Below are 20,554 nucleotides of genomic sequence, written 5' to 3' on the forward strand. Positions count from 1 at the left end.
GCCCCTGGCGGGAGCCAAAACCGAGAAAAAAGCAGAAAACCGTTACTCGCCGGACGAACCCAGGTCTTCGGCATCCAGTTCTTCAGCTATGGCAGCCAGCAACTGGGCGCTAGCCGTATCCATATCCGCCCGCACGGTGCCGCCCGCAGCATTGCGGTGCCCGCCGCCGCCAAGTCTGGCCGCTGCGGCGCGCACGTCTACCGCGCCGTAGGAGCGCAGGCTGAACTTGCAGCAGGCCGGGGAATCCTCCCGCAGTACTGCGGCCACATGGACGCCGCGGAGGCGGCGCAGTTGTTCCACAAAGCCTTCGAGGTCTTCCTTCAGCGCCCCGCATTTGCGCAGGTCTTCAAGATACACGGGGCAAAAACAGACGCTGCCGTTGCGCTCAAGCTGCGCCCGCTGCAAAAGCTGGCCCCAGAGGTTCAGGCGGCCACGGCTCCAGCTGTTTTCAAGATGTTCGCGCAACTGGGCAATATTACAGCCATGCTCAACCAGATGGGCCGTGAGGTAGAGCACCTCCGCGCTGGTGTTGCCGTGGCAGAAGCCGCCAGTGTCGGTAATGATGCCAAGGGCCAGGGCGTTTGCAAGCTCGCCAGTGAGGGGCAGGCCTGCGGCCAGAGCCACATAGGCCATGAGCTGGGCAGTCGCCGCTGCCTGGGGTTCAACCCAGTTTGCCACGTTTCCCATGCCGTTGCCGCCGAGGTGGTGGTCAATATTCAGAGTTTGCAGATCCGGCAGGCGGCCCGCCAGCTCGCGGCCAAGGCGCTCGGGTTCGCCGCAATCAAGCAGCACGGCGCAGCGAGGCTTGAAGGGCGGATGCCCCAGCGTAGTGTGCACAAAGCCCGGCGTGGAAAAAAAGTCCAGATACCCCGGCAGGCCTGGCTGGGCGTAGAGCATAAATTCCTTGCCCATGAACCGCAGAATGTGACCCGCAGCCGCCACCGCGCCTGCGGCATCGCCGTCAGGGTTCACATGGGCGGCCACAATAACCTGATCCACATGGCGAAAAGCTTCGGCCATGCGTTCCGCACCTTCGCGGAATTGCGGGGGAATGAGTTCAGTCCGCTGCATATATCTCCACCTGGCTATCCGTCATTTCCTCGGGGCAGACCGCTTCCATCATGAGCGCGCATTTGTCCATGCGGCTGCGCAGATGGCTCTCGCTGTTGGAAATGGATACCACTGCAAGCCGCAGACGGGAGAGACTGTCTTCTGTTCCCGCTTCGGCTATGGCTACATTAAATTTGTTTCTGGTCTTCTGTTTCAGGCTGTTGGCAACGCGGCGCTTCGCCTTGAGATTGTCGTTGCCTTCCAGGCTGAATTCTACGGTAAGAACCGCCATAAACATGGCCATAGGCTGGATTCCTGCCGGGCGAAAGGCTTTTTGCAGGCTTGCCGCCTTGTGGCGGCAAGGGGTAGGCGGCGTGCTTTTGGCCTCAAGGGCACCTTCCGGCACAGCCAAGAAATACAGATATGACCTGTTAGGCTGGCTGTCAAAGGCATGCATGCGAAAAAAAGAAGGGAGGCCAGTAAGCGGCCTCCCTTCCAATTAATCGATTTTAAAGAGTGGCGGCTTCTTCGACGGTTTCAAAGGCTTCGATGATGTCGCCTATCTTCACGTCGTTGAAGTTTTCAAGACCCACGCCGCACTCGTTGCCCTTAACCACTTCCTTGGAGTCGTCCTTGAAGCGCTTGAGGGAAGAGATCTTGCCCGTGTAGACCACCACGCCATCGCGCAGCAGACGCACACCAGCATTACGGGCGATCTTGCCGTCAGCCACGTAGGAACCAGCGATAAGGCCGACCTTGGGCACGCTGAAGGTGTCGCGCACTTCGGCCTGGCCGAGGTACACTTCACGCTGCACAGGGGCGAGCATGCCAGCCATGGCGCTCTTGATATCGTCCACGAGCTTGTAAATGATCTCGTAGAAGCGGATATCCACGTTTTCGTGATCGGCCACATCCTTGATCTTGGAAGTGGGACGCACGTTGAAGCCGATAATGATAGCCTGCGAGGCAGAAGCCAGCAGAATGTCGGATTCCGTGATTGCGCCTGTGCCGCCGTGCACCACGTTGATGCGCACCTTTTCCGTGCTCTGTTTGTTCAGAGCTTCGGTGATGGCTTCCAGACTGCCCTGCACGTCCGCCTTGACCACAAGGTTGAGGGTCAGGGTTTCCTGATCGGACTTGCGCTGCGACAGGAATGTTTCAAGGGTGACACGCGATTCGGAGGCCAGATCACGTTCACGCTGCTTGATCGCGCGGGAATCGGCAATGCGGCGGGCGACCTTTTCGTCGGCCACCACAAAGAATTCCTCACCGGCTTCCGGCACGCCTTCAAAGCCCTGTACTTCCACAGGCAGCGAGGGGCTGGCGTCCTTGACCTTCTTGCCCTGATCGCTCATGAGAGCGCGCACACGGCCCGAGAAGGTGCCGCACACAAAGCTGTCGCCCTGGCGCAGGGTGCCTTCCTGAATGAGCACGGTGGCGATAGGGCCACGGCCCTTGTCGAGCTTGGCTTCCACAATATGACCGCGAGCGGGCTTGTCGGGGTTGGCCTTGAGCTCCATGATTTCAGACTGGAGGGCCACCATTTCGAGCAGTTCGTCCAGACCCATGCGGCTCTTGGCCGAAACCTTGGCAACGATGGTGTCGCCGCCCCATTCTTCGGCCTGCAAACCAAGCTCGGCCAGTTCCCGCAACACGCGGTCAGGGTCGGCGCCGGGCTTGTCCATCTTGTTCACGGCCACCATAATGGGAACATTGGCGGCGCGGGAGTGGTTGATGGCTTCGCGGGTCTGCTCCATGACGCCGTCATCGGCGGCGACCACAAGGATAACAAGGTCGGTGACCTGAGCGCCACGGGCGCGCATGGCGGTGAAGGCTTCGTGGCCGGGCGTGTCGAGGAACACGATTTCGCCGCGCTTGGTCTTCACATGGTATGCGCCGATGTGCTGCGTGATGCCGCCGGCTTCGCCGCTGGTGACGTTGGACTTGCGTATGGCGTCGAGCAACGAGGTTTTACCGTGGTCAACGTGACCCATAATGGTAACAACGGGCGGGCGCGGCTTGAGAGTTTCAGGCGCGTCCACTTCCTTGGGAACCAGATAATCGTCTTCAGAAAAGCCGACTTTTTCAACTTCGTAGCCGAATTCTGCGGCCACCAGGGTGGCGGTGTCGATATCCAGCGTCTGGTTGATGGTCGCCATGATGCCAAGACCAAAGAGTACCTTGATGATCTCGTTGGCCTTGAGGCCCATCTGGTGGGCCATGTCGGCAACGCGGATGGCTTCGGTAATACGGATCTTGCGCTTGGCGGCCTTGAGCGGCTGGGTGGACTGCGGCACCACAGAAGAACGGCCCGACTTGCGGCGGCCCTTGCCTCTGTTCAGGCGACCATTGTCGTCGTCATCGCTGCGGCGACCAAAATCACCCTGCTGAAAATCAACAGTGCGGCGACCCTTGAGGCGCTTTTTCTTGCTCTGTCCATCGCGGGTGTCGGAAGGGGAGGCAGGCGCAGCCTGCTGCCCAAAGCCGCCTGCGGGACCACCGGGACGGGGGCCGCCAGCAGAGCGCGGCGCGCCGCCGGGGCCACCGGGGCCGCCAGGACGGGGACCGCCGGGACGGGGAGGCCTGCCAGCGCCGTCTCTGGGCGGATAGCCGCCGGGGCGGCTGTCGCCAGTGCGGGCGGGGCGGGCATCCTGCGTGGGCGTAGCGCCGGGAACAGGACGGGAAATAATGCGAACCTGCGGCGTTGCCGGGGCTTCCGCACGGGGCGCGCGACGGGGCGCGGCACCTTCCTCGCCGTCTTCACTGGCGCGGGCTTCGGCAGAACGCTGGGGCAGAGTAGGCGCAGACGAGCCTTCGGGCATGGCCGAGGCATCGGGGCGCGCCACTCGGGCCTTGGCGGCCTTGTCCTGCGCTTCAGTCTTGTCGGCGTGGAGCTTTTCAGCCGGAGCCTTTGCAGCAACGGCTTCCACCACAGGGGCGGCAGGCGCTGCTTCAGGCGCTGGGGCAGACTCCGCAGCGGCGGGAGCCGGAGCTTCCACAACTTCGGGTTCTTTCTGGTCGCTGGGGCGGCTGATGACGCGCGCGGGCGAGATAACCTTGGCAGGCTTGACGATGCGGGCCTTGTGTTCGGCAGCGGGGGCCGGCTCCTGCGCGGGCTTGGAAGCCTTGGGCGCAGCAGGTTCGGCAGCGGCAGCAGGAGCAGCAGGGGCCGCTTCAGCCACGGCTTCTAGCACTGGGGCAGCTTCCTTGGGCGCTTCGGTTTCAACCGGTGCGGCAACGGGGGCTTCCTGCGCTGTGGTTTCGGCTTCCTGCGGGGAGTCCTTGCGGCGGCGGCGCACGATGACGTCGCGCTGCGAACCGGCACGCTCCGCATCAACCTGTTTCTGTTCGGCAAAGTAGTCGCGCAAGCGAGTGGCCTCCTCTGAGGTGACGGAACCAGTAGCGGATTTTACCGACAGGCCGAGCTCACGCGCGACACGCAGTATATCCTTGGGATCCTGCGAGATATCCCCGCCGAGATCCTTAATTTTTATTTTATCATCGGACATGTTTTCCCCCCTTGCGCCGTGTTCCGGGTCTGAATTTCGCGAACTTTGCCGCGCAGACAGGATCGGAACATACATACCAGCCTCTGCCCGGTCTGGTTTTTTCTGCGTCTAAAGTCAAAATTCCCTGCTCCGCCAGTACGTGGCGGTCGAGATCGGCCTTGGGAAAGCGGCGGCGGCAGATGACGCACATGCGCTCCGGCCCGTCACAGGCCTGCTCCCCGACTTCAACGGGCGCAGCGTTATTCTTTTGCATCTCCGCTTTCCGTGGCTGCGGGCATTTTCAGCTCCACTGCCGAGGATTCGGGAGTGCTCTCCACAATCGGGGCCAGGAAGTTGATGGCCGAGCGCAGGTCGGCAATGCGGGCCGCGCTGATAGTGAGCTTGTCAGCCAGTTCCTGGTCCGTAGCCTCGCGCAGGTTGTCCAGCGAGCTGTAACCCGCGGCCAGAAGCGCTTCAATGGAAACTTCCGCCACGCTGGCAACCTGTTCAAGGCCGTGCCCGATGGCATTGGCCTCGTTGTAGCGGGTTTCGGTAAAGATATCGACCTTCCAACCCAGCAGGCGCGCGGCAAGCTTGACGTTCTGCCCCTTGCGCCCGATGGCGTTGGTGAGCTGATCGTCAGGCACGATGACTTCCAGAAGATTTTCTTCTTCGTCCACCACGATGCGCGAAACCAGGGCCGGGGCCAGGGCGTTGCGGGCATAGGTGGCGATGTCTGCGCTCCAGACAACAATGTCGATGCGCTCGCCGTGCAGTTCCTGCACGATGTTCTGGATGCGCGAACCGCGCACGCCAACGCACGCGCCCACAGGATCCACATCGCGCTCACGCGAAAGCACGGCAACCTTGGCACGGGAGCCAGGATCACGGGCAACGCCCATGATCTGCACCACGCCATCGTCAACTTCGGGCACCTCGCGGCGGAACAGGGCGGCCATGTAGTCGCGGTGCGAACGCGAAACAACAACCTGCGGGCCGCGCCCTTCCTGACGCACTTCAATGATAAGAGCCTGTACGCGGTCGCCGCGCTTGTAATGCTCACGCGGAATCTGTTCCTCGCGGGGCAGAATGGCTTCGGTACGGCCCAGGTTCACAACCCAGCCGCCCTTGTCGCGGCGCTGCACGATGCCGGATACAATTTCGCCCACGCGGTCCTTGTATTCGGTGTAGATGATTTCCTGCTCCGCATCACGCATGCGCTGGATGATAACCTGCTTGGCAGACTGGGCGGCAATGCGGCCAAGGTCTTCAACCTTGACGCGGAAACCCATTTCATCATCAACCTGCACGGAGGGATCATGCTTGATCGCTTCGGAGTATTCGATCTGCGTGTCAGAATTGGCAAAGTCGTCGTCTTCCATGACGATTTTGAACTGGTAGACCTCAATGTCGCCTGTTTCGTCATTGTAGGTCACTTCCACGTCCATATCTTCGCTGAAGCGGCGCAGCACCGAAGTGCGCACCGCGTCTTCAAGCGTGTCGATGAGCATGTTACGGTCAAGGCCTTTGTCCTTGCTGATCTGGTCAATGGCCTTTTTAAGTTCAAGATTCATGGGTGCCTCCGGCTGCTGGCGCTGCGGCGAAAATATCTCTGGTTCCTGCCCTGTTCACGGCGGCCAGTGAGTCTGGCCATGCCAAGCGAGTGTGCAGTTGCGTCAGGTTTTATTGGTTCTCTTCAGAACCACTGGATTTTGTTTTCTTTTCCTTGCGGGGCTTGGCCTCGGCCTTGGCGGCGGGCGCTTTGGCGCGGCCCTTGCCAGGCTTTTGCGGCTGCCTGAAAATATACATGCGGCTTGCCCTGCGCACTGCATCCCAGGGGATGCTGACCGGCGGCAGGTTTTCGGGTGTCACCTCGCCCTCGGGCGAGATGGTGGCTGGCGCCAGGGTGAATGCACTTTCTTCAACAGAAAGCAGTGTGCCGCGCCACAGGCGGCGGGGGCCACCGTGCGAGGGGTTGGGCCCCTCGGGGGCACCTTCGTTGATAGCAACGGCCCTGAGCAGACGGGCTTCCACCACATCACCAATATAATGGCGCATCTGGTCAAGGCTGAAGAAAAGTCGCGTCAGGCCGGGGGTGGAAACCTCCAGCACGTACGCTTCGGGAATGGTATCTTCCACCTCAAGGGCGAGGCCGATGTGGCGCGAGATATGCTCGCACTGCTCAAGGGTGGCAGAAAGCGCGATCAGGGCTGGCGCATCAATGTCGTCGGTGTCGGCGGGGGCGGGCTGGGTGCCGGATTCCGCAGAAAACGGCACGTCTACAAAGAGCCGAACCACTGTGCGCCCGGCGCGGACGATTTCCACACCCCAGATAACCAGGCCCAGCGATGTTGCGAGGGGCTCGGCCAAACTGGTGATGGTTTCTTTGAGTACGTCGTCGGTCATTCGTTTCTTAGAGCATTCCTTTGCGCTGAAAATGCGCTTACCTGGCGGGTTTGCCCTGTCACAAGGACAAAAAAAAGGGGGCCCATTCAGGCCACCCCGCAGGAACTGCGTTCCGCATCAGGATGTAGCAGTGGCGCGAACGCCAGCCGCTTTGAATGAGTTTCATTATCTTGGTGAAAAAAAAATGTCAAGATGTTTGTGCAATGCGGGCAATATCTACCAAGGTGAGTTGTCCTGCCTTGATTGATGGAGTATGAATACCACCAAATGATAAAAATGGCCTTTTTTTTCTGAAAACTAATTTTTTTTTAAAAAATGCCGAAATACAGAGTGAGAAGAGAATAGACCGGAACAGCGGCATTAGGGGGCTGCTGTTCCGTTTTGTAAACGATGGCATGCAGACGGCAAGTTTTTGCCAAGCATAAAAAGTTTTTGCGTTTTAAAGCGAGGTGGCTCAGTGAACGGTAAATTCCTTTTGTACAGTTGCGCATCAGCGCTGCTGGCAGCGGGTCTTGGTTTTGGCGTAACTCAGCTGGCGGGTTTGCCCGTTTTGGCTGTTATAGTGAGCGCCCTTGTGGCGGCCTTTGGCGCGTTTGCTGCCGGTCGTGCGCTTGCAAACGGGGCTCTGCGCCAGGCTGGTGCGGCTGTCTGCGCAGTGGCTGCCAATCCCAGCCGAAGTCTGAACAATACTGATCCCTTTCTTGCTCCGCTGGTTACAAGTCTTGAAGACCTGCGGCAGGCTTTTAAAAACGACAGGGAATATAAAGACGGCATTTTGCGTGGCCTGCCCATGCCGTACTTGCTGGTGGACACCAACGAGCGCGCGCTCAGCACCAACAAGGAATGCCTGAAGATGCTGGAAATCGACGACAGCATTGAATCCTGCCTTGGCAAAACACTGGCCCTTCTGTTTTATAACGATCCCACGCGCAAAACCGCCGTGGGCAAGAGCATGGCCACGGGCGAGTGCTTCAAGAATCTTGAAGTGACCATCGGTGGCCACAAGGGCGGCAAGGTCAATGTGCTCGCCAACGTGTTTCCCATCTACAATGCCGAGGGGGCCTGCATTGGCGGCATGTGCGTGTATGTGGACATGACCGCGCTCAATGAGGCGCAGCGGCAGATCACGGAAAAGAACCAGCGTATGGCCGAAGTGGCCCAGGCGCTGGAAGAAACCATGGATGAACTGGCCCAGATCGTGGTGGCGCTTACCGGCAGCATCCGGCAGTCGGACAAAAATGCCGCCATTGCCGCAGGGCAGCTTAAAGAGGCCGCATCTTCCATGGGCCACATGAACGCCAGAGTGCAGGAAGTTGCCGGCAATGCGGATAAGGCCGCCGAAGCTTCAGGCCACACCATGTCCAAGGCCACCACAGGGGCGGAAGTTGTGCAGAACGCCCTGCACGGCATTGAAAACGTGCACCGTGTCACGCTTGAATTGCGTACTGATATGGCCACGCTGGAATCACATGCCAGAGCCATTACCGAGATCATGAACGTTATTTCAGATATTGCCGACCAGACCAACCTGCTGGCCCTCAACGCCGCCATTGAAGCGGCCCGTGCTGGTGAAGCCGGGCGCGGTTTTGCCGTGGTGGCCGATGAAGTGCGCAAACTGGCAGAAAAAACCATGGCTTCCACCACGGATGTGGGCCGTGCCATTGAGGCCATTCAGCAAAGCGCCGCCAAGAGCATGTCATCCATGGACAATGCCGTGCAGCAGGTGGAGCAGGCCACAGACTACGCCAAGCAGTCTGGCGAGGCGCTGGACGCCATCGTGGGTACGGTTGAAAACACCGTGGGACAGGTCAAGGCCATCGCCGCTGCCAGCGAAGAGCAGTCAGCCGCCAGCGAGCAGATCACCCACACCATTGATCAGGTGAACCACATGGTGGCCGACACGTCCCAATCCATGGGCCAGGCAAGCATGGAAACCGACAAGCTTCAGGAGCTGACCGACAAACTGGAAGACCTGACAGCGCAACTGAAAGTGTAGCGCAGTTTTTTGCCTCAAGGCAGTACAAGACCCGTTGCAGCCGGATAGAGCGATAAGCGCGCAATATCTGTCTGGGACGGGTCTTTTTTGTGGTAAAATGTCTGGAGGTTCTATAGTTGTTCGTTCACGCCCAGCACCATTTCAAGGACGGCGTCAGCTAGCAGGGCGGCAGCTTCGGTCACACGGGGAGCAAGGGGCGGGGCCAGCAGGATATCCGTGCTAAAGTCGCCCACGAGCACCAGATTGCCAAGATAGCGTTTGCCCATGGCTTTGCCGCCCCATCCGCCCATGCCCGATGCGCTGGCTATGCGATAGCCGCCGAGCAGGGCTGTTTCCACCAGCAGTGTTTTGTCGTCTGGCCCGTCAAAGGCTTCCACCCAGATGGGGCAGGCGGGCAGCACCTCAGCCATGTTGTTCTGGTCAAGACGCATGCGCCGCGCTTCCACGCCCATTTCGGGATTCAGTTCCAGCAGCAGCTCTGCCAGGGCTTCGACCTTGGGGCGGCCCACATGCCGGGGCCAGTATTGCTGGCGGTTGAGATTGGAGGCGTCCACCACGTCATCATCCACCAGCACCAGATTGCCCACACCGCTGCGGGCCAGCATCAGGGCTGCGTTTGAGCCAAGCCCCCCCGCTCCGGCAATGCCCACGCGGGCGGCGCGCAGGGTCGCCAGTTGGTCTGGGCTGAGGTAGCGGGCAAGGCCCGTGTGAAGTGCATTGTGCATGGCGTGGATCCGTAAGTTGGTTGTTTGGCCTGGAATTGTCAGCTTGTTTTACACGGCGGCCTGGTGTGCGCCAGACCGCCGTGCGATAGCTGCATGCAGTTTTTTATACGGCCACCGGGTCTTCCCAGTCTTTAAGCACAGCCTGATAGCCTATGCCCGCGAGTGATGCCGCCATTTCTTCAAGGCTGCGGCGGTCGGTGATTTCAAACTGGCCGGGATTGTGCAAATCTTCGGTTGCGCGACCGCCCACGGCGGTGGAAACACCGGCGGAAACTCTGGTTACGCCGATGGGGACCAGGTGATCGCGCATAAAGGCGCTTTCGCGGCTGGAGCAGGTGATGCCAGCACGCGGCAAGAAGCAGCGCATGGCCGTAACATATTGTACAAGATGGCGGTCGTCCACACCGTGCTGCACGTCAAAATTGCCTTCATGCGGGCAGATGCGCGGGATGGAAACGCTCACATCCACCCCGGGATAGCGCCTTTGCAGCCACCATGCGTGCAGGCCTGTGGCAAAGGCGTCCTGCTCAAAAGATTCCAGCCCCAGCAAAGCGCCCACGCCGATGGAGCGAATGCCGCCCTCTGCCGCACGCTGCGGCGCATTGAGCCTGAAGCCGTAATCATGCTTGGGGCCAACGGGGTGCAACCATGCATAAAGTTCCGGATTATACGTCTCCTGAAACATGGTCATGCTGTCCACGCCGGCGTTCACCAGTAGTTCATATTCTTCGGTGGTGAGCGAATAGACTTCCACGCCCACCGAGGCAAAGCGGGGTTTGATGCGGCGGGCCGCATCCGCGATGTACTGCGGCGAGGACAAATGCCGCGCATCGCCCGTCAGCAGCAAGATGTGCTGAAAGCCCTTGTCGGCGATAACGTCGGCCTCCGCAGCAGCCTCATCAATACTCAGATGGCGGCGTGGCTGCTTGTTTTTTGCATTGAATCCGCAGTAGCGGCACTGGTTGGTGCAGACATCGGAGATGTAGAGCGGCGTGAATATGTTTATGGCCTTGCCAAAGAAACGCAGGGTCAGGTCGCGCGCACGGCGGGCCATGGCCTCAAGGTGCGGAGCAGCCGCAGGTGAAAGCAGGGTAAGGAAATCGGCTGGCTGCAAGATTTCCTTTTGCAGCACGGCCAGAACATCCGCTTCTGTGGCGCGTGCGGCTCCTTCTGCCCGGCGGGCTGAGGGCCACGCCTGCAAGTATTCCTGAAAAGTTTCCATGTGTGATCCTTATAAGCGGTCGGCTGCCAGCAGTTTAACTGGCGGTCAACATGGCAGTGTACTGCAAACGTTAGCGGAGAAATCCCGTCAGCGGTGAAGACGCTTCCGCGCCTTGGCCCTGCGCCATGACCGCGCCGGGGCCAGCCAGCCAGGCATCGCGCCCGGCCCGTACCGCCGCGCCGAATGCGCGGGCCATGCTGACGGGGTCGCTGGACGAGGCGATGGCCGTGTTTACCAAACAGGCAGCCGCGCCCATTTCCATGGCTTCGCAAGCCTCCGAAGGGCGGCCAATGCCCGCGTCCACCACAATGGGCAGGTCGATTTCTTCAATCAGGATGCCCACCATCTCCTTGGTGCGCAGGCCCCTGTTGGTGCCGATGGGCGCACCCAGCGGCATGACGGCAGCCGCGCCCGCGTTGACGCAGGCCCGCGCCACGTAGAGATCGGGATTGATGTAGGGCAGCACGGTAAAGCCCTCTTTGGCGAGTATTTCCGTGGCCTTGGCAGTTTCGTAGCCGTCAGGCAGCAGGTGGCGGGTGTCGGAAATGACTTCAATTTTTATCCAGTCGCCGCAACCCGCAGCACGGGCCAGCCGAGCCAGACGCACCGCTTCCTCGGCGGTTCGCGCACCCGAGGTGTTGGGCAAAAGGCGCATGTGGGCGGGAATATGCCCCATGATGCCCTGGCTGGAGGCCTGATTCTCGGCCTGTTTGTCCACACGCCGCATGGCCACGGTGATGACTTGCGCGCCGCTGGCTTCGGCCACTGAAGGGATGAGGCTGTCGGCTCCGTATTTGCCGGTGCCGATGAAAAGACGGCTTGTAAGGGTGACGCCGCCGATGATGAAGGGATCGTTCATTGTGCTCTCCGTCTGGAATGTGCTGGTAAAATGATGGTATTCTGGGCCGGGAACAGGTTTGGCCTGTTATCCTCCGCCCACAAAGTGCACGATTTCCAGACTGTCGCCCCCGCAGAGCAGGGTTTGGGCAAAACGCTCGCGGGGCAGGATTTCTCCGTTGCGTTCAACGACAACCCGTGCCGTATCATGTCCGCGCGCCGCCAGAAGTTCGGCAACGCTGCATGGTTCCGCAATGGCTTCGGTTTCCCCGTTGACTATGACATCCATACGCGCCTCCAGAGGAAAACAGCCGCTGGGCTGTTTCCGAGGTTGAGGTTGTAATGGTTCTGCGGGGTAACTGATGCCGGACGGCACAAAACAGAAATGCCCGCAAAAACCATTACGGCTGCGGGCGAGCACAATCCTGCAAATAAATGCAGGTTGGCCAGCTTCCCTTCGTCGGCACTATCCGCGTCAGGTGCAGAACCGCGTTGTTTTGCGCGATTCTAGGGGTCAGGGCGCTATCACCCTTTCTCAGCCTTTGAGGCTCCCCCAGCCGGTTTTTTGAGTTTAGGCCCAGGCAGAGAGGAATGCAAGCAAAACGCGCAACACCTGAACCGCCGAGCGGCAAACAGCAGAAATTATCGTGCACAGTTTTTTGAAGAGTGCTGACAATGCTTGGAATAAAGTGCTTGCATGGATTCACGAAAAGGGTGAAAATTTTCACATCACTGCTTGGAATATGCGATTATAAGCAACCTACCTTCTGAAACAGTAGTAAACCACTGTACTAATGGCGCACTCACGGTGCTGGTTCCTTAAAAACATGCAGGATGTATGCTGATTTGCTTTGGACAGAGTCCACAGCGAGTGCATTGAGCGGACAATTTGTATGGACAGAAGTTGGTATTGAGGGTAGGTCGGAAAGCAGGAAAGTTTATGATTAGCAATGTTGACCAGTTAACTGGGGGTTCTGGTTGGTCGCGATTTTAACAGCGCGACGCATTGGCAAGGAGGAAGCAGACTGTGCGTCGTTCCGCAGGATTCAGTAGCGTTTTTCTGGGGTAGCGGCTGAGTGACTTTGGAATGATTTGCAGGCTGCGACCAGAAGAACAAAACAGGGAGAGACACGATGGAAAGCTTGGAGCACATTAATGCCATCACGCTAGTGTTTGCGGCATTATGCATATTTGCCATTGCCTATCGGGTGTATGGCATTTTTCTGGCAAACAAGGTTCTGAAACTGGACGCGGGCCGTATCACGCCAGCGGTTCGTTTTGCCGATGGTCACGACTACGTCAAAACCAACGAATTTGTTCTCTACGGGCACCATTTTGCCGCCATCGCGGCTGCCGGGCCGCTGGTTGGCCCTGTGCTTGCCGCGCAGTTCGGCTATTTGCCCGGCGCGCTGTGGATCCTGATTGGCTGCGTGCTTGGTGGCGCGGTGCACGATATGGTGGTGCTGTTCGCCTCCGTGCGGCACAAGGGCCAGAGCCTTTCGGCCATCGCCCAGCGCGAGGTCGGCCCCGTTACGGGTACCGTGGCGGGCATCGCCGTGCTGTGTATTCTTATTCTGACTCTGGCCGGTCTTTCGCTGGCCTGCATCAGCGCCATGCACAACGCGCCCTGGTCGCTGTTTATCGTGGTCATCACCATGCCTATCGCCATGCTCATGGGCCTGATCATGCGCTTCAAGCAGAACAGCGTTCTGCTTGCCAGCCTTGTGGGTCTGGTGCTGCTGGTTGTGGGTATTCTGAGCGGTCATGACCTCATGCAGAAGGATGTTCTGGGCTGGGCCTTTGACTGGGATCGCAACACCGTGGCTCTGGCCATTGCTGGCTACGGTTTCCTGGCTTCCGTTCTGCCCGTGTGGTTCCTGCTGGTGCCGCGCGACTATCTTTCCACCTATCTCAAGATCGGCACCATCCTTATGCTGGCCGTGGGCATCATCTTTGTGCAGCCTACCCTGCTCATGCCCACCATTACTCCCTTTATTAACGGTGGTGGCCCCGTGATCGGCGGGCCTGCATTGCCCTTTATCTTCATCACCATCGCTTGCGGCGCCATGTCCGGCTTCCACGCCATCATCGGCACAGGCACAACGCCCAAAATGATCGGCAACGAGCGCGACATCCTCTTTGTGGGTTACGGCGCCATGCTGACAGAAGGTTTTGTTGCCATCATGGCCTTGATCGCCGCCTGCACCCTGATGCCCGGCGACTATTTTGCCATCAACTCCACCCCTGACAAGTTCAGCTCGCTGATCGCCGCGCATCCCGCGTTGAACACTGTTGACCTGGGCTTCTTTGAAGAAAAGATCGGCCTGAACCTGCATGCCCGCCCCGGCGGCGCAGTTTCCTTGGCCGTGGGCATGGCCCACATTTTCCACAAGATCCCCTACATGGATCACCTGATGGCCTACTGGTACAACTTTGCCGTCATGTTTGAAGCCGTCTTCATCCTGACCGCCATTGACGCCGGTACCCGCGTGGGCCGCTTCTTCCTGCAGGAAATGCTGGGCAAGGTGTACGCGCCCTTTGGCGACAAGAACTGGATGCCCGGCGTCTACATCACCAGCTTCATCTTCACGTCCATGTGGGGCTACCTGATGTACACCGGCAACATCAGCAACATCTGGCCCCTGTTCGGTCTGAGCAACCAGCTGCTTGCTGGCTGCGCCCTGATCGTGTGCACCTCCATGCTGCTGCGCATGAACCGCGGCAAGCTCAGCCTTGTTACGGCCATCCCCGGTATCTTCCTGACCGCCGTGACCTTCTGGGCTGGCTACTTGCAGGTCACCAAGACCTACATCCCCGGCGGCAAGTATCTGCTTGCTTTCCTGGCCTGCCTGGTCATGGTGCTGATGGTCTTTGTGCTTGTGGGCACCATCCGCCGCTGGATTGAGCTTATGAACATCAAGGGTACGGTTAACGACGCTTACGGCGAACCCGTGCGCGTCCTGGCCGAAGAATAACAGAAGAATAACTGAGAGCCGCCGCTGGCGGCGGGCATAACAAAGCTCCCCCGGAATCTCGCGGTTCCGGGGGAGCTTTTTGTTTATGGCAAGTGCCAGCGATGGCTTGCAGGCTGCGCGAAAGAAGAACGTTACTTCAGCTTGCCCTCAAGGGCCTCGGCAGCAATCTGGCTGGCGGTTTTTTCGTAAACATCTTCGCCGTCAAAAAGTTCGCAGGGAGCGGTATTGTCCGCTTCGGCCAGTCGGCGCAAGGCAGGGGCGTCCATGAGGTCAGGCGGCAGTTGGCTGAGCGCCCATGCGGCCATGCCCTGGCACACAGGGTCAACGTCTTCCAGCCCTTTCAGCAGCCAGGGGCGGGCGGTCAGGCACAATTGCGGGCGTGCCTGGGCAAGACGACCGATGGCCCAGTAGCAGGAGCGGCGCAGGGTGTCGTTGTCGCAATAGTTGTCATCGCGGCCAAGATCAATGATGTAGCTGATAAGAATGCGGTGAAAATCCTTTGCCAGGGATTCGCTGGCAGCGAGGATTTCTGCAAAGGCCTCGGGGATGCCCCAGCCGATGTTGCCGGATTCTTCGTTGAGGTGCCACATGAGGCGGCGGATGATATTCCTGGCCGTTTCCGGCTGTTCCTGCATCAGGCGCGCCGTTATCTGCCCCAGCACAACTGCGGCGCGGTGCATGGTCTGGGGGCCGAGCAGAAGAAAGGAAAAGAGCGGCCCTACATTTTCAAGGCCGCCCTGGGCGATTTCGTCCAGGTGTTCGCGCCACTGCGGGCTGACAAGGCATTCTTTAAGCTTTTGTTTTGTGGATCGCATGCGGGCCATGAGCAGTTCCTCCACGGTCTGTTTCCAAGCTTGCGTTTATAGTGAGCGCTTTTGAGCAATCTGGCAAGGCAGGAATCTGGTGAGTTGTTTCGCCTTGCGGCGGGATTGCGCCCTTCGGGCACGGAAGTTTCGCCACCTGGCGAAGTTTGGGACGCCTCCCCGGCACGGGGCAAAGGGGACCGGTTATGGGGCTGCGCCCCGCCATTCTGATGCCAAACCCCGCGCTGCGGTCTTTGGGCCGCTTTCGGCGGCGTTGCCGCCGAGCGGTAAGGCACGGATATCAGTCGCTGACGGCGCGGCAAAGCCGCGACCTGCTCCTGATTTCAGGTCGTATTGGCTAAGCCAATACTCCGTATGGGGCTGCGCCCCCTCCTCGGCCCCCTCTGCACTCCCCCCGGAGTACCCCCCTTGGAGTTTCAATTCCCGTTGGGTTTGCGAGGGCACGCGTCTGCTGCTGCGGGAGCTTCCTTCTCTCGCTGCGCTCGCTCAGGCGATCTCCCTCCGCGACGCGTAAATGCCAGAGTATGTTTTCGCTTTGATTAATATCCGTTTCAGCCAAAGACCACGAATATTGTGCCGATTCAGGGAATGCATTGTACCCTTTTCGATATCTTCAAAGTTTTGGTCATCATTAAGCTTGGGCTAATTCAGATTTTACCCCATAGCGTTCCATTCAACCGTGATCAAGTGGATGCGTTACGAGTCAGGATAATTCACTCGTCATCAGAAGCGGGTCGTGGAGTCGCCTTCCTTATACTCGCCGGAGCGGAGCGAAGGCGATGGTTGTTGTTGGGCGAATTTGCAAAATACGTTTTTTGCGATCTGAAAAGGAAGCGCCGGGATTTTGAGCGCAGCGTACTTAAGTAATTTTATTTTGAAATTGCTTTAGTGACTGCGAAAGCAGGCACCCGCCGTGAAGGCATAAGCGCAATTTATTTGCGCTGTTAAGTGCCGGAACTGGCGTGTCTTGAACTTTGAAAATATATATTTTCAAAGTTCATCTACTCTTAAATCCGTGAGCATCAAAATCCCGGCGCTGACATATTCAGGTCGTAAAAGTCGGGTTTGCGTAAATCAGCCTGACAGGCTCACCCTCCCCCATTTAAAATGGCGGCCATGGTCTGTTCAGGCGGCGAGTAGACCGAGCCGCCCACTCGCGCGCAGCAGGGCGAGCACGGGCGGAGGAGCAAGTGCGGCTTTGCCGCCGCGCGGATCTTTCTGGTTACAACGTACAAAAGAAAATCACCCAGAACGGCACGCTGAAATCAAGTATCATGGCATGCACGATGGAAACAAAAATCCAGTCCTTGCCGCAATACCTTGTAATAACAGGCAGCGTCGTATCCATGGTAGACGCCCCGCCGCAACTGATGGGCATGAGCGGGCCAAAATACTTCGCCAGCAAGGGCGTGAGCAGCAACGTGATGAGCTCGCGGGCAATGTTGCTGATAAGCGCAATGGTGCCGAGTTCAGGCCCCTTGTATTGCGAAATGAAGATGGACGACAGCGAGTAGTAGGCAAAGCCCGCGCCCACGGCCATGCATTCGCTCACGCTGTAGGCCAGAAACAGACTCATGAGAGCCGTGCCCGCAAATGTGCCCACAGTGGTTGCCAGCGGCAGCAGCAAGACGCGCGGGCGCAACGTGCGCAAAATTTCGCCCAGCCTGCGATCCGAACCGATGGAAATGCCCACCAGCAGCATGAGCAGCCACAGGGCGTATATCGTGAAGTCGTGCTCCACCAGATAGGCGGGTATCAGCTCCACGCGGGCAAGCAACACACCGGAACAAAAGAAAAACAGGATGATAAGGCTACCCTTCATGGTTGGGTGCCTCAGCATCGGACGCCTTTTGTTGGGGAGAAATCCCTGTGGGAGTGGGCGTTTTGGTGAAGAATCGGCGAATCATCGCTACGCAGACAAAGGAACCCAGAATGCCCGCTACCGTGAGGGCCAGGGCAGCGCCGCCAAGCCGAGGCAGGGACTGCATGAGCAGCTCGTTGCTGCCTACGGATATGCCAAGAGCAAAAAGCAGCAGCATGATGGCGGGTGTGACGCAACGTGTCAGCGAGGTGATCCAGGGCTGGCCGCGCAGCAGAAAGCCAAGGGCCATGCCAAGAAAGGTAAGTCCAAGCGCAATAAACATGGAAGGCAAATCTCCTCTCGGTCGCCCATGAGCGACAATGAAGGGCAGTCCGAAGCGCGCGGCGACCCCCACGTGTCCTGTTTGCGGGGCTTAGCGCAAAATGTGGCGCAGGGCTTCGCGCAGCAGGGCCAGCATGGATGCATAGCGCTGGTCGAACTGGAGCAGGTTGTCCACGTCCCAGAGAACCCATACCAGCTTGCCGCGGTGGCGGATTTGTTGGGGAGGCCGCAGCCCGCCGGGGAGCGCAACGGCATTGGCTGCCGCCGAACCCATGACCACCACGCCTCTGGCGCGGAGTTGGGCAGCGCCAGACCAGAACACGTCCGCATTGGCCGCAAAGCCATTGTCCGCCATGGGTGGTACGGCTGGCGGCAATGCAGCGGGATCGGGAGGGAGGCACGAGGGCCAGAAGGTATGCGTACCAGCGGGATGCCCCAGATCTTTCAGCAGGCGCTGCAAAAACTGGCGGCGTTCCAGACGGCCCGGAGTCTGCGGGTCGCAGAGGTCGGGGCCAAGATTCCAGTATGTCCACAATATGGGGCCGGGGCGGGTCTGTTCCAGTCGGGCCTGCCATGGGGCGGGCCACACGTGGGGAGGCAAGGGCAGCCAAGCGGCGGCCTTGCTCTGTTCTGCGGCTGGAGCGGCTTCGGCATGGGCGGTATCCGGCCCTGCGGGCATGTGGGGTCGCCGATGAGGGGGGACTTCTCGGCTTGCCACGGGGCTTGCCGATCGCGGACTTGGCTGTTGGTTGCCTTGCTGCTGACCACGTTGCTGCCAGGGCTGGCGCTCACGCGCGGGCTGGCCTGCATGCGCCTGGCTGTGGGCGTTGGCGGATGCCGCGCGAGACGCCTCCTGTTGGGGGGCGGCAAAGGCATCGTAGCCTTCGGGCATGAGCAGGGTGGTAAGCCCACGGCGCTGCCAGAGCGCGCTGACGGGGTTTACGAGCGCAAAAGCCATGAACACAGTTCCCAGGCCACATCAGCCTTGCTTTGGTTGGGCCAGATTTCTTCATGCCCGGTCGCGTCTACAACAGCCATGGAATTGGTGGCAGCGCCAAAGCCGCTGTCTGTGGCGTTGACGCGGTTGGCGGCCAGCACGTCGGCCTTTTTGCCTTGGAGCTTGGTATGGGCCAGAGGCAGCAGGGCCTGCATGTCGGCGGCGGTTTCTGCGGCAAAGCCCAGCACCTTCTGGCCTGGCTTGCGGCCCTCGGAAAGGGTGCGCAGAATATCGGGGTTGGGCGTAAAGGCCACGGTGAGTCCGTCCGGCGCGTCCGCTTTCTTGAATTTGCGGGGGCCAAAGGGCTGGGGCGAAAAATCTGCCACAGCAGCGGTGAACATGCCCATGTCCATGCCGGGCCAGATATCGGCGGCGGCATGAAACATGTCGCGGGCGCTCACAACATCGTGCCGGGCGATTTCACGCGGCAAACGTGCGCGCACACCGGGGCCGCAGACTGCAGTAACCTCTGCGCCGCGCAGCCATGCCGCCACGGCCAGCGCCGCGCCCATGAGGCCGCTGGAAGGATTTGACCAGAAGCGCACGCCGTCCCATGCCTCGCGGGTGGGGCCCAGCGTGACCATAACGCGTTTGCCCGCCATGTCCTGCGGCGAAAGCGCGCGCAGGGCAGCCAGAAAAATATCGTGCAGGGGGGCAAGACGGCCCTCGCCCTGTTCGCCGCAGGCCGTGCCGCCGCATGCTGGGATTACAATATGCGCCCCGCGTTGCCGCAAAATGTCAATGTTGGCCTGCGTGGCTGGGTTGGCCCACATGCGCGGATTCATGGCCGGGGCGATCACCATTGGCCCGTCAAAGGCCAGAGCCTGCGCGGCCAGCATGTCGCCCGCCGCGCCGTGCGCCAGACGGAACAGGGCGTCAGCCGATGCCGGAGCCACTACCAGAGCCTGCGCGTGTTGTCCCGGTTCAAGATGGGAAAAAACATCCTGCCCCTGTGAAAACATGTCTTCATACACAGGGGCAGCGCCCAGCGACTCAAAGAGCAGGGGAGCCACAAAGCGGCGCGCGCCCGGCGTGAGCGTGGCCGAAACATGCATGCCCATGCCTGTCCATGCGCGCAAAAGATCGGCGGCCTTGTAGCAGGCCACGGAACCGCAAACTCCAAGGTGCAGGCGTTTGCGTTCATAACGGGTGCTCTGGTCAAAGGGAGTGTTCAGAACACTTTTGCTTTCGCTCATAGGTTTCGCTCCTGTAGACCGCCCTTGTTGCCGCCCCAGCTTTCAGTAAAACCGGGTTTGGGGGAGGAATTCATGCCGCCGCCACCGCCAGAGCTTTCGCTGTAACCGGACGAGCTGCCGCTGCCGCTGTTGCCCCCGCCGTAGCCGCGGTTGCCTGTATTTTCCTGCATGGGCAGGGTTGCGCCATCGGGCATGCGGTCGGCAACCCAGATGGCAAGCACCGTGCCCATGGTTTCCCGTTCAATTGTCAGCGTAGCCATTGTTGAGCCGCGTTCGTACACGTATACGCTGCGTATGCCTTTGCGTTGGGCCAGGCGTAAATGCCAGCCCTGACCCTGCAAACCGGTGAACATGATCTGGGCTACAAAGCCCATGTCGGCATCACCGCGAAATATTTCAAGCCCTTGCGCGCCACCAGCCCCGGCGGTCTGGTATCCGTGGGTGGGGAAACGCTGCATTCCGGCAGGTGTGGAAACCCCCAAAAGTTGGCTTGTGCCAGTATCAACGCCGCCCGTAAGGGGGTCATTGGTAAAGGGATTGCTGATTTCCATCGTCGAGCAGCCCGCCATCAGAGCGGCAAGCAGGGTGACTGCAAGGATGACAAGCGGGCGTCGCATGGCTATAATCTCCTCCTCCCGGCGTGAAATGCTCCGGAAGCAACCCAAGTACACTAGCGCCTCCGCCGCATGCTGACA

The 20,554-nt window shown here is 59.7% G+C and carries 18 protein-coding genes; 2 read left to right on the forward strand and 16 right to left on the reverse strand.

The window, feature by feature from the left end:
• Positions 1-42 precede the first annotated feature (42 nt).
• The 6 genes from ACUZ9P_RS05425 to ACUZ9P_RS05450 form a co-directional block, all read right to left on the reverse strand.
• A complete protein-coding gene (locus ACUZ9P_RS05425; protein ID WP_449248949.1) occupies positions 43-1,071 on the reverse strand; it encodes a DHH family phosphoesterase in 1,029 nt (342 codons plus the stop codon).
• Positions 1,058-1,348, reverse strand: coding sequence for a DUF503 domain-containing protein (locus ACUZ9P_RS05430; protein WP_027181023.1), 291 nt, complete (start codon positions 1,346-1,348; stop codon positions 1,058-1,060). The genes ACUZ9P_RS05425 and ACUZ9P_RS05430 overlap by 14 nt, the downstream gene beginning before the upstream one ends.
• A 211-nt stretch (positions 1,349-1,559) precedes the next feature.
• The gene (gene infB / locus ACUZ9P_RS05435) at positions 1,560-4,559 is read right to left on the reverse strand and encodes a translation initiation factor IF-2 (RefSeq protein WP_449248950.1); all 3,000 of its coding nucleotides are present in this window, start codon (positions 4,557-4,559) and stop codon (positions 1,560-1,562) included.
• On the reverse strand, positions 4,549-4,812 hold the full coding sequence (locus ACUZ9P_RS05440; protein ID WP_022659908.1) for a YlxR family protein: 264 nt from the start codon (positions 4,810-4,812) through the stop codon (positions 4,549-4,551). Before ACUZ9P_RS05440 ends, infB begins: the two co-directional genes overlap by 11 nt.
• Positions 4,799-6,112: a transcription termination factor NusA gene (gene nusA / locus ACUZ9P_RS05445; RefSeq protein ID WP_449248951.1), complete on the reverse strand. Its 1,314-nt coding sequence runs from the start codon at positions 6,110-6,112 to the stop codon at positions 4,799-4,801. Before nusA ends, ACUZ9P_RS05440 begins: the two co-directional genes overlap by 14 nt.
• 109 nt (positions 6,113-6,221) lie before the next feature.
• Positions 6,222-6,944, reverse strand: coding sequence for a ribosome maturation factor RimP (locus tag ACUZ9P_RS05450; protein WP_449248952.1), 723 nt, complete (start codon positions 6,942-6,944; stop codon positions 6,222-6,224).
• 457 nt (positions 6,945-7,401) lie between these two features.
• On the opposite strand from ACUZ9P_RS05450, the gene ACUZ9P_RS05455 reads away from it, so the two are divergent.
• Positions 7,402-8,940, forward strand: a complete 1,539-nt coding sequence (locus ACUZ9P_RS05455; RefSeq protein ID WP_449248953.1) for a methyl-accepting chemotaxis protein — start codon at positions 7,402-7,404, stop codon at positions 8,938-8,940.
• A gap of 110 nt (positions 8,941-9,050) precedes the next feature.
• Here ACUZ9P_RS05455 and thiF read toward each other — a convergent pair whose 3' ends face one another.
• The 4 genes from thiF to thiS all read right to left on the reverse strand — a co-directional run bounded on the left by thiF (position 9,051) and on the right by thiS (position 12,013).
• On the reverse strand, positions 9,051-9,665 hold the full coding sequence (gene thiF, locus ACUZ9P_RS05460) for a sulfur carrier protein ThiS adenylyltransferase ThiF (RefSeq protein ID WP_449248954.1): 615 nt from the start codon (positions 9,663-9,665) through the stop codon (positions 9,051-9,053).
• Between the two features lie 103 nt (positions 9,666-9,768).
• Positions 9,769-10,887 carry a 2-iminoacetate synthase ThiH gene (thiH, locus tag ACUZ9P_RS05465; RefSeq protein WP_449248955.1) on the reverse strand — a complete coding sequence of 373 codons (1,119 nt, stop codon included), beginning with the start codon at positions 10,885-10,887 and terminating at the stop codon, positions 9,769-9,771.
• Positions 10,888-10,957: 70 nt separating this feature from the next.
• The gene (locus ACUZ9P_RS05470; RefSeq protein ID WP_449248956.1) at positions 10,958-11,746 is read right to left on the reverse strand and encodes a thiazole synthase; all 789 of its coding nucleotides are present in this window, start codon (positions 11,744-11,746) and stop codon (positions 10,958-10,960) included.
• Positions 11,747-11,812: 66 nt separating this feature from the next.
• Positions 11,813-12,013 (reverse strand): sulfur carrier protein ThiS, encoded by a 201-nt coding sequence (thiS, locus tag ACUZ9P_RS05475; protein WP_449248957.1) that lies wholly within the window; start codon positions 12,011-12,013, stop codon positions 11,813-11,815.
• Between the two features lie 844 nt (positions 12,014-12,857).
• On the opposite strand from thiS, the gene ACUZ9P_RS05480 reads away from it, so the two are divergent.
• Positions 12,858-14,699 (forward strand): carbon starvation CstA family protein, encoded by a 1,842-nt coding sequence (locus tag ACUZ9P_RS05480; RefSeq protein ID WP_449248958.1) that lies wholly within the window; start codon positions 12,858-12,860, stop codon positions 14,697-14,699.
• Between the two features lie 131 nt (positions 14,700-14,830).
• On the opposite strand, the gene ACUZ9P_RS05485 is transcribed toward ACUZ9P_RS05480, so the two are convergent.
• From ACUZ9P_RS05485 to ACUZ9P_RS05510, 6 genes are all read right to left on the reverse strand, one after another.
• Positions 14,831-15,538, reverse strand: coding sequence for a DVU0298 family protein (locus ACUZ9P_RS05485; RefSeq protein ID WP_449248959.1), 708 nt, complete (start codon positions 15,536-15,538; stop codon positions 14,831-14,833).
• 1,207 nt (positions 15,539-16,745) lie between these two features.
• Positions 16,746-17,345, reverse strand: a complete 600-nt coding sequence (locus tag ACUZ9P_RS05490) for a lysine exporter LysO family protein (protein WP_449248960.1) — start codon at positions 17,343-17,345, stop codon at positions 16,746-16,748.
• Positions 17,335-17,667 carry a LysO family transporter gene (locus ACUZ9P_RS05495; RefSeq protein WP_449248961.1) on the reverse strand — a complete coding sequence of 111 codons (333 nt, stop codon included), beginning with the start codon at positions 17,665-17,667 and terminating at the stop codon, positions 17,335-17,337. Before ACUZ9P_RS05495 ends, ACUZ9P_RS05490 begins: the two co-directional genes overlap by 11 nt.
• Before the next feature lie 90 nt (positions 17,668-17,757).
• Entirely contained in the window at positions 17,758-18,624 is an 867-nt protein-coding gene (locus ACUZ9P_RS05500; protein ID WP_449248962.1) for a hypothetical protein, read from the reverse strand.
• Positions 18,606-19,859, reverse strand: a complete 1,254-nt coding sequence (gene coaBC / locus ACUZ9P_RS05505; RefSeq protein WP_449248963.1) for a bifunctional phosphopantothenoylcysteine decarboxylase/phosphopantothenate--cysteine ligase CoaBC — start codon at positions 19,857-19,859, stop codon at positions 18,606-18,608. The genes ACUZ9P_RS05500 and coaBC overlap by 19 nt, the downstream gene beginning before the upstream one ends.
• Positions 19,856-20,476 (reverse strand): hypothetical protein, encoded by a 621-nt coding sequence (locus ACUZ9P_RS05510; protein ID WP_449248964.1) that lies wholly within the window; start codon positions 20,474-20,476, stop codon positions 19,856-19,858. Before ACUZ9P_RS05510 ends, coaBC begins: the two co-directional genes overlap by 4 nt.
• Positions 20,477-20,554: the final 78 nt, after the last annotated feature.

The organism is Desulfovibrio intestinivivus, assembly GCF_053570665.1.